Genomic DNA, 15,151 nt, shown 5'->3' with positions numbered 1-15,151 from the left:
TGACCCATGAAACAATATCTCGATCTTCTTCGGCATGTGATGGAAACCGGTACCGACCGGGGCGACCGCACCGGCAAGGGTACCCGCTCGGTTTTCGGCTATCAGATGCGCTTCGACCTCGCGGAGGGTTTTCCGGTCCTGACCACCAAGAAGCTGCATCTGAGGTCGATCATCCACGAGCTCCTGTGGTTCCTGAAAGGCGATACGAACGTCGCCTATCTGAAGGAGAACGGCGTCTCCATCTGGGATGAATGGGCCGACGAGAAGGGCGAGCTTGGGCCCGTTTACGGCCACCAGTGGCGCTCCTGGCCCGCCCCCGACGGCCGCCATATCGACCAGATTTCGCAATTGATCGAGGGCCTCAAGGTCAACCCCAATTCGCGCCGGCATATCGTGTCGGCCTGGAACGTCGGCCAACTCGACGAGATGGCGCTGCCGGCCTGCCATTGCCTGTTCCAGTTCTACGTCGCCGACGGCAAGCTCTCCTGCCAGCTCTACCAGCGCTCCGCCGACGTCTTTCTCGGCGTGCCGTTCAACATCGCATCCTACGCCCTGCTGACAATGATGGTCGCCCAGGTGACCGGCCTGAAGCCCGGCGACTTCGTCCACACACTTGGCGATACGCATATCTACTCGGATCACTTCGAGCAGGCGAAGCTGCAGCTGACCCGTACTCCGAAGGTGCTGCCCACCATGCGCATCAATCCTGCGGTAAAGGACATTTTCTCCTTCCGCTTCGAGGATTTTGCGCTCGAAGGATATGAAGCCGATCCGCATATCAAGGCGGCGGTGGCGGTGTGAGCAAGCCCCGTCTCGTCATCATCGCCGCCGTCTCGCGGAACGGCGTCATCGGCCGCGATGGCGACATGCCCTGGAGACTTTCGACCGATCTGAAGCGCTTCAAGGCGCTGACTTTGGGCAAGCCGGTTATCGTCGGGCGCAAGACCTTCGACAGTTTCGGCGGCAGGCCTCTCCCTGGCCGGCCGCATGTGGTCGTCACGCGCAATCCGGACTTCCACTACGAGGGCGTCGATGTGGCCGCATCCCTCGACGAGGCACTGAAGATTGCCGGCCGCAGGGCCGAGGAGGCCGGAGCCGACGAGATTTACGTGCTCGGCGGCGGCGAGATTTATGCCCAGGCGATCAAGATCGCAGACATGCTGTGCGTTACTCATGTCGAAACCGACATTTCGGACGGCGATACGTTCTTTCCGGCCATCGATCCGGCGGTGTTCGAGACGATCGAGGAGATAGCGATTCCGGTGGGCGAGAAGGACAGTTATCCGACCCGTTTCGCCACTTATGCCCGCCGAACCGCGGCAAACTGAAACATTTCGTTACCGTTGAACGGGAAGTTATTGAACCTGCGTTGAAAGCAGGTCGGCGCATCCCTATAACGGGGCAATAGCCAGACGGCTGCCGCACGGCAGGGTCGCGGTTTGGGAGCGAATACGAACAAAGAGGTTTTGATGCCCTGGAGCAATCAGAATGGTGGCGGCGGCGGTCCTTGGGGCGGCGGCGGCGGTAATAATCAAGGGCCCTGGGGACAGGGACCGAACCGCCCACGCGGCGGCGGGGGCAGCGGTGGTCCGCCCGACCTCGAAGACATCATAAGGCGCAGTCAGGATCGGCTGCGCAGCGTAATGCCCGGCGGTTTCAACGGCGGCGCCTTCGCGATCGTTCTCATCGTGCTCATTGCTTTCCTCGCCTTCCAGTCCGTCTACACGGTCCAGCCGGACGAGCGCGGGGTCGAACTGCGTTTCGGCCGCCCGAAGGACGAAATCTCCATGCCGGGCCTGCATTTCCATTTCTGGCCATTCGAATCCGTCGAGATCGTCAAGGTCACCGAACAGCAGCAGAATATCGGCGCGGCTCGGGGATCGAGCTCCAATGCCGGCTGGATGCTGACCGGCGACCAGAACATCGTCAACGTGCAGTTCTCGGTCCTGTTCACCGTCACCGATCCGAAGGCCTATCTGTTCAACCTCGAAGGCCCGGCCTCGACGTTGCAGCAGGTTTCCGAAAGCGCCATGCGCGAGGTCGTCGGCCGCCGCCCGGCGCAGGACATTTTCCGCGACAACCGTGAAGGCATCTCGACCGAAGTGCGCAACATCATCCAAGGCACGATGGATACCTACGCCTCCGGCCTTTCCATCAACGCCGTACCGATCGAGGATGCGGCGCCGCCGCGTGAAGTGGCCGACGCCTTCGAAGAAGTGCAGCGTGCCGAACAGGACGAGGATCGTTTCGTCGAAGAGGCGAACCAGTACGCCAACCAGAAGCTCGGTCAGGCCCGCGGTCAGGCAGCCCAGGTCCGCGAAGAGGCATCCGCCTACAAGGACAAGGTCGTCAACGAGGCGCAGGGCGAGGCGCAGCGCTTCGTCTCGATCTACAACGAATATGCCAACGCGCCTGAAGTGACGCGCCGGCGCATCTTCCTCGAAACCATGGAAACGGTGCTGAAGAACTCCCGCAAGATCATTCTGGACAGCAAGGACGGCGTGGTTCCCTATCTGCCGCTCAACGAGATGATGAAGCAGCCGACGCAGGGAGGCACCCGATGAACTCCAATCGACTCCCCGCAATCCTGATCGGCCTCGCGGTCCTTCTCATGCTCATCTATTCGTCGGTCTTCGTGGTCAACGAACGCGAACAGGCGATCGTCGTCCGCTTCGGCGAAATCCAGGACGTCAAGCGCGAGCCGGGCATCTACTTCAAGCTGCCCTTCGCATTCATGGACGCCGATCGCGTCCAGTATGTCGAGGACCGGGCATTGCGCTTCGATCTCGACAATATCCGCGTCCAGGTGCGCGGCGGTGCCTTCTATGAAGTCGACGCTTTTGTCGTCTACTCGATCACCGGCCCGCGCCTTTTCCGGGAAACGGTGTCGGGCGACCGCGAATCGGCCGAATCGCGCCTTCGCACCCGCCTCGATGCGGCCTTGCGCCGGGTCTACGGTCTGCGCAATTTCGACGCGGCGCTTTCCAATGAGCGTTCTTCGATGATGCAGGAGGTTCGCGCCGACCTGAGTGCTGCGGCGGAAACCCTCGGGCTCGCGATCCGCGACGTTCGTATCCGCCGCACCGACCTCACCCAGGAAGTGTCGCAGCAGACCTTCCAGCGCATGAAGGCGGAACGTCTTGCAGAAGCTGAACTGATCCGCGCTCGTGGTAATGAGCAGGGCCAGCGCCGGCGGGCGATCGCCGACCGCCAGGTTGTCGAATTCGTCTCCGAAGCACAGAGGGATTCGGAAATCATGCGCGGTCAGGGCGATGCCGAACGCAACAAGATCTTCGGCGAGGCCTTCCAGCGCGATCCGGCCTTCTTCGAGTTCTACCGCACCATGCGGGCCTATGTGGCTGCACTTGCCGACAACGGCACGACCTTGGTGCTGTCGCCGGATTCGGAGTTTTTCCGGTTCTTCAACTCGTCCGCAGGTCAGGCACTTGCGCCGATCCAGCCTCCGGCTCGACCGGCACCGCCTGCCGCGCCCGCAGCGCCGGCGAACTGATCTGGCAAGTTTGGGGCGGCGCAAAGCCGCCCCTTTCATGACAAGACCATCCACAGGCGTGACGGGTAGAGGGCGCAGTCCTCACGAAAAGGTAATTTCCACAGTCGTCATTCCGCCTTATGCTCTGCCGAAACTCCGCCCGATTCAAAGGTTCCTATAGCCTGCCCGGGTGGAGACCGCTCTTCCGGGGTGATGCGGACAACCCAACAGCGAGGACGCCAGATGGCCCATTCGGTTCGATCGACCTTCAAGCGCACCGTCACGCTTGCGGCAACTTTTGCCCTGCTGGCGGCACCCTTGCAGGCGATTGCCCAGACACCGGTCCCTGCCGCCCCGGGGCAGAACGCCAATCCGCCGGCCGGTTCTCCGGGCGTCATGCTGCCGGCTCCGCCGACCCCGTCTCCGACCATCAATCCGCCCCCGGCTCCGGGGCCGATGGCAGGCGGCGGCCCAGGTTCGATCGCCGATCTTGCCGAGGGCCTGCTCGATGCCGTCGTCAACATCTCCACCTCCCAGAGCGTCAAGGACCAGGGAGCCGGCCCGCAGCCTCAGATCCAGGAAGGCTCGCCATTCCAGGAGTTTTTCGAGGACTTCTTCGATGGCCAGGGCAGCCAGAACGGAAATCAGAAGGTTTCTTCGCTCGGCTCCGGCTTCGTGATCGATCCCTCCGGCTACGTCGTCACCAACAACCACGTCATCGAAGGCGCCGACGACATCGAGGTGATTTTCCCGAACGGCTCGAAGCTCAAGGCCAAGCTGGTCGGCACCGACACCAAGACCGACCTGTCGGTCCTGAAGGTCGAGCCCAAGGCGCCGCTTAAGGCCGTGCGCTTCGGTGATTCCCGCCGCATGCGGATCGGCGACTGGGTGATGGCGATCGGCAATCCCTTCGGCCTCGGCGGATCCGTGACACTGGGCATCATTTCGGCCCGCGGCCGCAACATCAATGCCGGTCCCTACGACAACTTCATCCAGACGGATGCGGCGATCAACAAGGGCAATTCCGGCGGGCCGCTGTTCAACATGCGCGGCGAGGTGATCGGCATCAATACCGCGATCATTTCACCGTCCGGCGGTTCGATCGGCATCGGTTTCGCCGTGCCGACGGAACTCGCCGAAAATGTCGTGCACCAGCTGACCGAATTCGGCGAGACGCGCCGCGGCTGGCTCGGTGTGCGCATTCAGCCGGTTACCGACGACGTGGCGGCAAGCCTCGGCCTCGACCGGGCGCGCGGCGCGCTGGTATCCGGCGTGGTCAATGGCGGGCCGATCAAGAATGGCGAGATCAAGGCCGGCGACGTGGTCCTCACCTTCGACGGCCAGTCCGTCAACGAGATGCGCGACCTGCCGCGCATCGTTGCGGAAAGCCCGGTCAACAAGGAAGTCGACGTGGTGATCCTGCGCGACGGCAAGCAGCAGACCGTCAAGGTGACGCTCGGCCGCCTGGAGGATAGCGCCGATCCGGAGGAGGAAGACGACCAGCCGGCCCTGCCGGAAGGCCAGGGCGAGAACAAGACGCCGGACAACAAAACGCCCGGAGACCAGAAGGGCGAACTCAGCCAGGACCCGGCGGCAGCCTTCGGCATGACGCTCGCCGTGCTCGACGAGGAACGCCGCAAGAGTTTCAGCATTGTCGAAAGCGTCGAAGGGGTGCTGATCACCGCCGTTGCGCCGAATTCGCCGGCAGCCCAGAAGGGGTTGAAGGTCGGCGAGGTCGTGGTCGAGGTGGCGCAGGATTTCGTCGAAAGCCCGGCCGACGTCGTCAAGCGGATCTCGGTCCTGAAGTCCGAGGGCCGGCGCAACGCGCATGTGATGGTCTCGGATCCTTCCGGAAACCTGCGCTTCGTGGCGCTGCCGCTGGAATAAGCCCAGGGCGAGGCGGTCAGTGGGTGCGCCCCGCGGCCGCCCTCTGGCGCTGCCACTCATCGCGGGTGATCGCATAGACCACATGCGGTTTCAGATGCGGATGCGTATCCGGCACCCGCGGATGGTCGAAATCCATGCCGGTGATGCGGTGCAGGCCGAGCCGCTTCATGACGGCGGTCGATCGCCTGTTTTCGCCGACTGCGAAGGAGACGACTGCATCGAGGTGCTTTTCGCCGAAGGCGAAGTCGAGCAGCGCGCGGGCTGCCTCCGTGACATAACCGTTGCCCCAGAATCGGGTCGCCAGCCGCCAGCCGATCTCCACCGTCTCGACCGGAAATATATCCGGCATGTTGGCGAGCGACAGGCCGCAGAAACCTATGGGCTCCTGCGTTTCCTTCAGTTCCAGCGCGTAAAAGCCGAGCCCGGTTTCGGTGATCGCATCGTTGAGCTTTGCAAGAAAGGTGTCGGCCTCCTCGTGGGTGCGCCGGAACGGGAAAAATTCCATCACCTTCGGATCGGAATTGATCTCGCGAAAGAGGTCGCGGTCGCTGTCGATCCAGCTTCTGAGGCGCAGGCGTTCGGTTTCGAGGATGATCATGGGACGATGCACGGTCAGCCTGCTCTATGATGCTCTGGAAGAGGATTTCGGCTTCTGGAAGCTGATGCGGAGTTTCGTGCCGGTCGCATCGGCGAATCTTTGCAGGGTGCGGGTCGAGGGCATGGAACGACCACTCTCCAGCCGGGCGATGGCGGCCTGAGTCGTGCCCATGGCCTTGGCGACGTCTTCCTGCGTCATGGAGGCCTGGGCGCGTGCCTTGATCAGGGCCTCCGCGAGGGCAAACTCCTCTTCGAGGGCATCATAGGCCGCGACGAATTCGGGGTCCTTGCGCCACTCTTCAAAGGCATCTCGGGCAAGCAGGCTATTTCGTTTCGTCATTTGACCTCCTTCGCTTTCTTCAGCGCGAATTCGATGTCGCGACGCGGCGTTTTCTGAGTTTTCTTTCGAAAAACGTGCACGACAACGACGCGTCTTTCTTTCACCGTAATATAGGCGGCACGGGCAATGCCATCGCGCCCCGTTAGGCGCATTTCCCAAACGGGGCCTTCGAGATGCTTCACATATGGCGCGCGCATCCCGGCAAGGCCATGGTCTTCGATCAGGTGAGAGATGCGCTCGAAGACCGCACGCATGTCCAAGGGAAGGGAATAGAGCTTTTCCCTTACTTCAGCATCGAGAAACTCAATCGTCCAAGGCATAAAATATACCATTTTTGCAATGATCTTCAATGCAAATAATGCGATGTATATTTCAATCAGTCAATCGCAAGGGTTGCAATCAGGCCGTCACGAAATCCGTCTTGCGATAACCCTGGATATAGAGGAGGGCGGTCAGATCGCCGTGGTCGATGCGCATCCTGGCCTGGGCGGCAACGGTGGGCTTGGCGTGCAGCGCGACGCCGGAGCCGGCGATGTCGAGCATGCCGAGATCGTTAGCGCCGTCGCCGACGGCGATCGTGTCTTCCGGGGAGATGCCGAGCTTTTCCGCGATGGCAAGCAGCGCGTCCACCTTGGCCTGTTTGCCGAGGATGGGTTCGACGACCTCGCCGGTGAGGATGCCATCGTTTTCGAGGAGGATGTTGGCGCGGTTTTCGTCGAAGCCGAGGGTCGCGGCGATGCGGCTGGTGAAGACGGTAAAGCCGCCCGACACGAGCGCGGCGTAATGACCTTTGGCCTTCATGGTGGCGATCAATTCCGGCCCACCTGAGGTCAGCGTAATGCGCTTGGCGATGACGTCGTCGACGACCGTGATCGGCAGGCCTTTCAGAAGCGCGACACGTTCGCGAAGCGCGGGTTCGAAGGCGATCTCGCCGTTCATGGCGCGGGCCGTGATCGTCGCGACCTTGTCCTTCAGTCCCACGACATCAGCGAGCTCGTCGATGCATTCCTGGCCGATCATGGTCGAATCCATGTCGGCGATCAGGAATTTCTTGCGCCGCGTATCCGCGTCCTGGATGACGAGATCGATCGGGACGCTGCTGATAACAACCCTCAGATCGGCCTCGGCTGCCCCGATATCGCAGCCGTCGCGCAGCGCGATATCGCAGGCGATCCCATCCGCCAGCCAGTAGAGGCCGGAGGCTTTCACCGCCTCCGCCGCTTGTTCTCCGAGCTGTTGCGTGAGAACGGGGTTTGACGGATGGGCAATGAGCGTGGCAACGAAAGCCATATGAGCGACCTTATCGACAATTTTGATGCGATCCTGATAACCGGGCCGACGGCCAGCGGCAAGTCGGCGCTTGCATTGCGCCTGGCGCGCGAGAAAAACGGCGTTGTCATAAACGCCGACAGCATGCAGGTCTACGACACGCTGCGGGTCCTGACGGCGCGACCGGCCGAGGACGAGATGGAGGGAGTACCGCACCTTCTCTACGGGCATGTGCCGGCAACGAGAGCTTATTCCACCGGCGAGTGGCTGCGCGACGTGACGGCGCTTCTGCCGGAGCTGGCGCGCGAGGGCCGGCTGCCGGTCTTCGTCGGCGGCACGGGGCTTTATTTCAAGGCGCTGACCGGTGGCCTCTCCGATATGCCGGAAATCTCGCAGGATACTCGCTGTGAGGTGCGCCTGCGTCTCAAGGAGGAAGGACCGGAAGCGCTGCATGCGGAGCTTTCGGCACGCGATGCGACGGTAGCGGCGAGCCTCGAGCCGAAGGACGGGCAGCGGATCGTCAGAGCGCTGGAGGTTCTGGCCGAGACCGGCCGCTCTATCGCCGAGTTTCAGGGCAGGCAGGGGCCGGTGGTGATCGATCCGTCGAGGGCGAAGAAGCTTGTCGTCCTGCCGGACAGAAAGCTCCTGCACGAACGGATCGACCGCCGTTTCGCGACGATGCTGGAGACCGGGGCCGTGGATGAGGTGAGGGCGCTGCTGGCGCTCGATCCTGCACCCGACCTGCCTGTCATGAAGGCGATCGGCGTTGTCCAGGTCGCCGAGATGCTGGAAGGCCGCATGAGCCGGGAAGAGGTTATCGAACGCGGCTCGGCATTGACCCGCCAATATGCCAAGCGCCAGATGACCTGGTTTCGCAACCAGATGGACGAGAGTTGGGAGCGTCTGGCCTGAGGCCGGCTCAATCCTTGTCGTAGAGGCTGCTCAGTGGTTTCTTCAGCAGGCTTTCGCGCAGCGATCCTTCGCGCCGGAGCAGCGGGTTCGGGCGTGGGGCGCCTTCGGGCGCCGGCGGACGCTGGAATGTCGGAGGCGCGGGCTGGTGGGGCGCCGGCTCAGGCGGACGGTCGCGGCGCAGTTCTGCGAAACGGTCGGGGCGAGGTGCCGAGGGTTGTTCAGGTACCACCGCGCGCGGCAGCATTTCCGGCCGATAGGGTTCCAACAGCGGGTTGCCAGCCATGGGCGGTGTCGGGTTGATCGTCACATGGCCGGTCGAGCGGATCTCCCGGTTCCAGCGATCGAGTTCGGCATCACCTGCCGGCGGGAAATCATCGTCCGTGTCCTCCTCGGCCCCGGAAGCGCCTTCCGCGAAAGGCGCCGTCGCCGTCGAGTAGCTTTGCTGGAAGGCGGAAATATCGGGGCCGCTGACGGCGCGCATACGGGCGATCACGGTGCGCAGATCGACCGTATCCGGCGTATCCTCCGTGCCTTTGTCGGCGACGCCATTGGCCTTGGGCAGGTATTTTTCCTCGACGCGGGCAAAACGCATGCGCATCGGCACGGAAATCGCCTCGCCGAAGGCGATCGCCTCGCCATTGCCGATCGACGACAGAAAGCTGGTCGTCGAGATCGACGAATTCGGGATTGCCGACTTGATGATTTCCTGGTCGCGGTCGTTTGACAGCCGCATCGCGAACACCGTCGAACACTGCGACAGGATGGTCTGGTCGAGTTCGCCGGGGCGCTGAGTGATGACCCCGAGCGAGACGCCGTATTTGCGGCCCTCCTTGGCGATCCGCGAGATGGCCTGCCTTGTCGGGAAGAAACCGAGCTCGCGGTCGGCCGGCACGTAACGGTGTGCTTCCTCGCAGACGACGAGCATGTGGATGGCGCCATTGCTCCAGAGCGCCAGTTCAAACGCCATGCGGCAGAGGACCGAGGCGATGGAATTGACGACTTCAGAGGGAATGCCGGCGAGCTGGAAGGTCGAGATCGGCCGGTCGTCGCCGGGAATGCGGAAGATATAGGCGATCGTCTCCATGATCGTGTCGTTGATCGTATTGTTGGAGAACATGAAATGGTAGCGCGGGTCGTTGATCGCCGACAGGATGCGCATCTTGAGCGACCGCAGGAAGGGCTTTTCGCCGCGGCCTTCCAGGCGGCCGATACGTTCGTCGATCAGCGCCAGCAGGTCCGCCATGCGGTAGGGGACCGGCGTATCGGCGGTGACCGAGCTTTTTTCCGTCGAACGGCGCATCAGCGAGGTTTCGTTGCCGCGGAAGGCGCGTTTCGCCTCCGGGATCAGGTCGCGCAGGATGTCGAGTTCTTCCGCCACGGCCGGGCGGCCGCGGAAAACCACTTCTGAAAACTCTTCGAGCCGCATCAGCCAGAAGGGCAGGTCGAGCGTCTCGGTATCGATGACGACCGCGTGCTCGGGGAAGGCTGCGGCAAATTCGTTGTGCGGATCGAGAATGAGGACGCGCAGCTTCGGGTCGGTCTCGATCGCTTTGTGGAGGAGCAGGGAGACGGCGGTCGATTTGCCGACGCCAGTCGAGCCGACGATGGCGAAATGTTTCGACAGCATCGACGGGATATGGATCGTCGCGTCGATCGTGTCGTCCTGTGTCAGCTTGCCGACCACGCAGGTTTCGTTCTTGCCGGTATCATAAATGCGGGAAAGGTCGGCGGCACGAATCCGGTGCGCGACGGCGCCGAGATAGGGATAACAGGAAATGCCGCCGGTGAATTCGTCGCGGCCATTGAGCCCCTTGCGCACCTCGCCGAGCAGTTCGGCCTCGATGTGAAAGCCGGTGTTGCCGTTTTCGCTCCATTCCCTGCCACCGGTCTGCATTGCATAGGCAAGCGCCACGACACGGTTCTCGCCGACGCTGATGGAGATCAGCCGGCCGACAGACCACAGTTCGGTAAGATCGGTCTCGCCGTGTTCGGCAACGGCGGAAATGGTGGCGTGCGAGCCTGTGCAGGCGACGACGCGGCCAAGCATGCGGTTGCCCGGCTTCTGGATGTCGCGACGATCCTGCTCCCCTACAGATGCGGAACGTTGCAGATCGTTGTTCAACAAACTCTGGCCCCTATCATTGGGGGTGGCGGAACGGGTCACGGTTCGTCCGTCGGGTCGCTACCCTCCAAACAGGGGGACTATATTGTGCCGGCCTTAACAACTCGTGTAGGAAAGCGCGCGGCCGAATGCGTGGAAACGGAGCAGCAAAATCAGGCCGATGAGGATTTTTGGTGCAGGCCCACGTTGACGAACGACATTTATCTGGCTAACACTTCGCGCCATGAAGATCTCGATCGCTCTTATTGTGGTGGGAACGCGCATGGGCAGGACGGTGTAACCGTCCGGCGACAGCCACCCATGCGCGGAAAGACAGGCTCCTCCAAGGGGCCTTTTTTTATGCCTTCAATCCGGCTCGGAGGAGCCGCCGGTAAAAATCCAGCAGCGAATGGACCAAGACAATGACGGATACGAACAACCAGGGGTCGGGCAACCAGATGCCAGATATTCAGATGCCAGATAACCGGATGACGGGTGCGGAGATCGTCCTGAAGGCTCTGAAGGACAATGGCGTCGAGCATATCTTCGGATATCCGGGCGGCGCCGTCCTGCCGATCTATGACGAGATCTTCCAGCAGGACGACATTCAGCACATTCTGGTGCGCCACGAGCAGGGCGCCGGCCATGCGGCCGAAGGTTATGCCCGCTCCACCGGCAAGGCCGGGGTCATGCTGGTGACGTCCGGTCCAGGCGCCACCAATGCCGTCACCCCGCTCCAGGATGCGCTGATGGATTCGGTGCCGCTGGTCTGCCTGTCGGGCCAGGTCCCGACGACGCTGATCGGCTCGGACGCCTTCCAGGAGTGCGACACCGTCGGCATCACCCGGCCCTGCACCAAGCACAACTGGCTGGTCAAGGACGTCAACGAACTGGCCGGCATCATCCACGAGGCCTTCCGCATCGCCCAGACGGGGCGGCCGGGTCCGGTTGTCGTCGACATCCCGAAGGACATCCAGTTCGCGACCGGCACCTATACGCCGAAGCCGGAGATCGCCCAGAACACCAGCTATCAGCCGCGCACCCAGGGCGACATCAACGCCATTCAGGCGGCTATCGAGCTGATGGCCTCGGCGCGCCAGCCGATCCTCTACACCGGCGGCGGCGTCGTCAATTCTGGCCCGCACGCCTCGCGCCTGCTGCGCGAGCTGGTCGAGCTCAGCGATTTCCCGATCACTTCGACGCTGATGGGCCTCGGCACCTATCCGGCCTCGGGCAAGAACTGGCTCGGCATGCTCGGCATGCACGGTTCCTACGAGGCGAACATGGCGATGCACGACTGCGACGTCATGGTCTGCATCGGCGCCCGTTTCGACGACCGCATTACCGGCCGCCTCAACGCGTTCTCACCGAATTCGCGCAAGGTCCATATCGATATCGACCCATCCTCGATCAACAAGAACGTGCATGTCGACATCCCGATCCTCGGTGACGTCGGCAGCGTTCTCGAAGACATGGTCCGCCTGTGGCGTGCGCTGCCGAAAAAACCGGCCAAGGCGCAGACCGAGGAATGGTGGAGCCAGATCAACCGCTGGCGGGCTCGCAAGAGTTTTTCCTACAAGCATTCCAACGATGTCATCATGCCGCAATATGCGCTGCAGCGCCTTTTCGAGGCGACCAGGGGGCATGACACCTATATCACGACGGAAGTCGGCCAGCACCAGATGTGGGCGGCGCAGTTCCTCGAATTTGAGGAGCCGAACCGCTGGATGACCTCGGGTGGCCTCGGCACCATGGGCTACGGCCTGCCGGCGGCGATCGGCGTTCAGGTGGCGCATCCGGACGCCCTCGTCATCGACGTCGCCGGTGACGCCTCGATCCAGATGTGCATCCAGGAAATGTCCTGCGCCATCCAGCATAACCTGCCGGTCAAGATCTTCATCCTGAACAACCAGTATATGGGCATGGTCCGCCAGTGGCAGCAGCTGCTGCACGGCAACCGTCTGTCGAATTCCTATACGGAAGCGATGCCGGACTTCGTCAAGCTTGCGGAAGCCTATGGCGCCGTCGGCATCTACTGCGACGATCCGAAGGAACTCGACGACAAGATCGAGGAGATGATCGCGGTCAAGAAGCCGGTGATCTTCGATTGCCGCGTCGCCAATCTCGCCAACTGCTTCCCGATGATCCCCTCGGGCAAGGCGCACAACGAGATGCTGCTGCCGGACGAAGCCACCGACGAAGCGGTTGCCAATGCCATCGATGCCAAGGGTCGCCAGCTCGTCTGAGACGGGCGGCACATCCTTCAACAAAATTCTGAGGAAATGGACCCAAGACCATGAATGCGCATCAGCAACCGACCGGATCCGCCTATTTCATCGCACCTGAGACGGCGAAAGCCGAAAGCCACACGCTTTCGGTTCTCGTCGCCAACGAACCCGGCGTGCTCGCACGGGTGATCGGCCTGTTTTCCGGCCGCGGCTACAATATCGAGAGCCTGACGGTTTCGGAAACGGAACACGAAGCTCACCTATCCCGCATTACCATCGTGACGCGCGGCACGCCGACGGTGCTCGAACAGATCAAGGCGCAGCTCGAACGCATCGTCCCGGTGCACCGGGTTGTCGACCTGACTGTTCGCGCCCACGCACTCGGCCAGGAACGGCCGATCGAGCGCGAGGTGGCGCTGGTCAAGGTCGTCGGCCAAGGTGACCGCCGCGCCGAGACGCTGCGGCTCGCGGATGCCTTCCATGCCAAGGTCGTCGATGCGACGGTCGAGCATTTCATCCTGGAGATCACCGGGAAATCCTCGAAGATCGATCAGTTTGTGGCGATCATGAAGCCGCTCGGCCTGGTGGAGGTCTGCCGCACCGGGATCGCGGCGATGAACCGCGGCCCGCAGGGGATGTAACGGGTCGGGCGGAGATCGATGTTTGGCGGGCGTTCGACGCGCTGATGGCGAAGCGTCGCACGCTCGATTTCCGCTAGATCATCTCCAATGGCGCCTTGCGCGATGGTGGCGGGAAGGCGGCGTCGAGGGCTGTCCAGTCCGCCTCGCTGAGATCCAGATCGACCGCCTCGGCATTTTCCGCGACGCGGTCCGGATTGGCGGATTTCGGGATGGCGATGACGCCATCGCGTTCCAGCAGGAAGGCGAGCGCCACCTGCGCCGGCGTCGCCTGATAGGCCTTGGCAATGCGGATCAGTTCGCCGCTTCTGGCAAGCCGGCCCTGTTCGATCGGTGAATAGGCCATGACCGGGATGCCGCGCTGCTGGCACCAGGGCAGAAGATCGTATTCGATGCCGCGGCGGGAGAGATTGTAGAGGACCTGGTTGGCGGCGCAGTTTCCGCCATCCGGCACCTCCATCAGTTCCTGCATGTCGTCGAGATCGAAATTGGAGACGCCCCAGGCGCCGATCTTGCCGGCCCGGCGCAGTTCCTCGAAGCCGGCGACGGTTTCGGTCAGCGGATGTTCGCCGCGCCAATGCAGGAGATAGAGGTCGAGGCGGTCGGTCTTCAGCCGGTCCAGGCTGCGTTCGCAGGCCTCTACGACACCCTTTCGGCTGGCATTCCAGGGATAGACCTTGCTGACCAGAAACACCTGCTCTCGGCGGCCGGCGATCGCATGGGCGGTGATTTTTTCGGCCCCGCCCTCGCCATACATTTCCGCCGTGTCGATCAGCGTCAGGCCGAGATCCAGGCCGCGCTTCAGGCTCTCGATCTCCAGCGCGGCCTTGCGGCTGTCCTCGCCCATCTGCCAGGTGCCGAGGCCGAGAGCCGGAACCGAAATGCCGGAGGGCAAGGTGACTGTCGGAATGTCGGGCATCTGGGACCTCGGTCTGTCGCTTCTGGAGACGTATATCCTACTCAGATATGGCTTCGATTGAAGCTGCCAAGTTCCGCTTGAAGATCTTCTCCAACGATCCTATCACCGGGAGGCGGGCCATCCGCGAAACGAGATGGTCGAGACAACCGGGGCGGATTGGCGTTAGGAGAAAATATGTCGCTGGAAACCTTTCTGGCCCTCGTCCTGTTCGCCTTCACCACCTCGATCACGCCGGGGCCGAACAACATGATGCTGTTCGCGTCGGGCGTGAACTTCGGCTTTGCGCGGACAATTCCCCATATGCTCGGCATCGGTGCCGGCTTTCTGTCGCTGCTGATCGCGGTCGGTCTCGGCCTCGGCGCACTGCTGCATTCGGTGCCGGTCGTCTATACGGCCCTGAAATTCGCCGGCGGCGCCTATCTGCTCTGGGTCGCCTGGAAGATCGGCACGTCGCGCAGCCTGTCGGACGGCAAGACCGGTGCGCAGCCGATGACGTTTATCGGCGCGGCGGCCTTCCAATGGGTCAATCCGAAGGCTTGGGTCATGGCGGTCACCGCCATGGCGACCTATACGAACCCGGAGTATTATCTACCGACCGTGATGCTCGTGGGGCTGGCGTTCGCCGCGGTCAACGTGCCGAGCGTTTCGACCTGGGCCGGCTTCGGTTCGGCGCTGCGCGAATGGCTGTCGGTGCCGGCGCGGCTGAAATGGTTCAACATCACCATGGCGCTCTTGCTTGTCGCAAGCCTCTGGCCGATGTTGAAATGAGG

At 62.5% G+C, this 15,151-nt stretch carries 15 protein-coding genes; 9 read left to right on the top strand and 6 right to left on the bottom strand.

Features of this window, described 5'->3' with window-relative positions:
* Positions 1-6: 6 nt before the first annotated feature.
* The 5 genes from C5J22_RS10985 to C5J22_RS10965 all read left to right on the top strand — a co-directional run bounded on the left by C5J22_RS10985 (position 7) and on the right by C5J22_RS10965 (position 5,377).
* Positions 7-801 (top strand): thymidylate synthase, encoded by a 795-nt coding sequence (locus tag C5J22_RS10985; RefSeq protein ID WP_105438258.1) that lies wholly within the window; start codon positions 7-9, stop codon positions 799-801.
* Positions 798-1,328, top strand: coding sequence for a dihydrofolate reductase (locus C5J22_RS10980; RefSeq protein ID WP_105438257.1), 531 nt, complete (start codon positions 798-800; stop codon positions 1,326-1,328). Before C5J22_RS10985 ends, C5J22_RS10980 begins: the two co-directional genes overlap by 4 nt.
* Before the next feature lie 141 nt (positions 1,329-1,469).
* Positions 1,470-2,564 (top strand): FtsH protease activity modulator HflK, encoded by a 1,095-nt coding sequence (hflK, locus tag C5J22_RS10975; RefSeq protein WP_105438256.1) that lies wholly within the window; start codon positions 1,470-1,472, stop codon positions 2,562-2,564.
* Positions 2,561-3,511: a protease modulator HflC gene (hflC, locus tag C5J22_RS10970; RefSeq protein WP_105438255.1), complete on the top strand. Its 951-nt coding sequence runs from the start codon at positions 2,561-2,563 to the stop codon at positions 3,509-3,511. The genes hflK and hflC overlap by 4 nt, the downstream gene beginning before the upstream one ends.
* A 222-nt stretch (positions 3,512-3,733) precedes the next feature.
* Positions 3,734-5,377: a Do family serine endopeptidase gene (locus tag C5J22_RS10965; protein WP_105438254.1), complete on the top strand. Its 1,644-nt coding sequence runs from the start codon at positions 3,734-3,736 to the stop codon at positions 5,375-5,377.
* Between the two features lie 16 nt (positions 5,378-5,393).
* Here the strand turns inward: C5J22_RS10965 and C5J22_RS10960 are convergent, their stop codons facing one another.
* Genes C5J22_RS10960 through serB form a run of 4 tightly spaced genes read right to left on the bottom strand, consistent with a single transcriptional unit; the run spans position 5,394 to position 7,604 of the window.
* Positions 5,394-5,975, bottom strand: a complete 582-nt coding sequence (locus C5J22_RS10960) for a GNAT family N-acetyltransferase (RefSeq protein WP_105438253.1) — start codon at positions 5,973-5,975, stop codon at positions 5,394-5,396.
* 24 nt (positions 5,976-5,999) lie between these two features.
* The gene (locus C5J22_RS10955; RefSeq protein ID WP_105438252.1) at positions 6,000-6,314 is read right to left on the bottom strand and encodes a helix-turn-helix domain-containing protein; all 315 of its coding nucleotides are present in this window, start codon (positions 6,312-6,314) and stop codon (positions 6,000-6,002) included.
* A complete protein-coding gene (locus C5J22_RS10950) occupies positions 6,311-6,664 on the bottom strand; it encodes a type II toxin-antitoxin system RelE/ParE family toxin (protein ID WP_245440344.1) in 354 nt (117 codons plus the stop codon). Before C5J22_RS10950 ends, C5J22_RS10955 begins: the two co-directional genes overlap by 4 nt.
* A 49-nt stretch (positions 6,665-6,713) precedes the next feature.
* A complete protein-coding gene (gene serB, locus C5J22_RS10945) occupies positions 6,714-7,604 on the bottom strand; it encodes a phosphoserine phosphatase SerB (RefSeq protein ID WP_105438251.1) in 891 nt (296 codons plus the stop codon).
* On the opposite strand from serB, the gene miaA reads away from it, so the two are divergent.
* Positions 7,605-8,495, top strand: coding sequence for a tRNA (adenosine(37)-N6)-dimethylallyltransferase MiaA (gene miaA / locus C5J22_RS10940; protein ID WP_105438250.1), 891 nt, complete (start codon positions 7,605-7,607; stop codon positions 8,493-8,495). It begins immediately after the preceding gene.
* Between the two features lie 7 nt (positions 8,496-8,502).
* Here miaA and C5J22_RS10935 read toward each other — a convergent pair whose 3' ends face one another.
* Positions 8,503-10,620, bottom strand: coding sequence for an ATP-binding protein (locus tag C5J22_RS10935; protein WP_105438249.1), 2,118 nt, complete (start codon positions 10,618-10,620; stop codon positions 8,503-8,505).
* Between the two features lie 464 nt (positions 10,621-11,084).
* On the opposite strand from C5J22_RS10935, the gene C5J22_RS10930 reads away from it, so the two are divergent.
* The gene (locus tag C5J22_RS10930; RefSeq protein WP_205837176.1) at positions 11,085-12,842 is read left to right on the top strand and encodes an acetolactate synthase 3 large subunit; all 1,758 of its coding nucleotides are present in this window, start codon (positions 11,085-11,087) and stop codon (positions 12,840-12,842) included.
* 50 nt (positions 12,843-12,892) lie between these two features.
* A complete protein-coding gene (gene ilvN, locus C5J22_RS10925) occupies positions 12,893-13,465 on the top strand; it encodes an acetolactate synthase small subunit (RefSeq protein ID WP_024164177.1) in 573 nt (190 codons plus the stop codon).
* Positions 13,466-13,538: 73 nt separating this feature from the next.
* Here ilvN and C5J22_RS10920 read toward each other — a convergent pair whose 3' ends face one another.
* A complete protein-coding gene (locus tag C5J22_RS10920; protein WP_105438247.1) occupies positions 13,539-14,381 on the bottom strand; it encodes an aldo/keto reductase in 843 nt (280 codons plus the stop codon).
* A gap of 174 nt (positions 14,382-14,555) precedes the next feature.
* Between C5J22_RS10920 and C5J22_RS10915 the strand changes: the two genes are divergently transcribed.
* Positions 14,556-15,149: a LysE family translocator gene (locus tag C5J22_RS10915; RefSeq protein WP_105415737.1), complete on the top strand. Its 594-nt coding sequence runs from the start codon at positions 14,556-14,558 to the stop codon at positions 15,147-15,149.
* The last annotated feature ends 2 nt before the right edge of the window (positions 15,150-15,151 follow it).

This window comes from Neorhizobium sp. T25_13 (assembly GCF_002968675.1).
Lineage (GTDB): Bacteria > Pseudomonadota > Alphaproteobacteria > Rhizobiales > Rhizobiaceae > Neorhizobium > Neorhizobium tomejilense.
The sequence above is the reverse complement of the archived record's forward strand: the minus strand, read 5'-3'. Positions and strand labels throughout refer to the sequence as shown.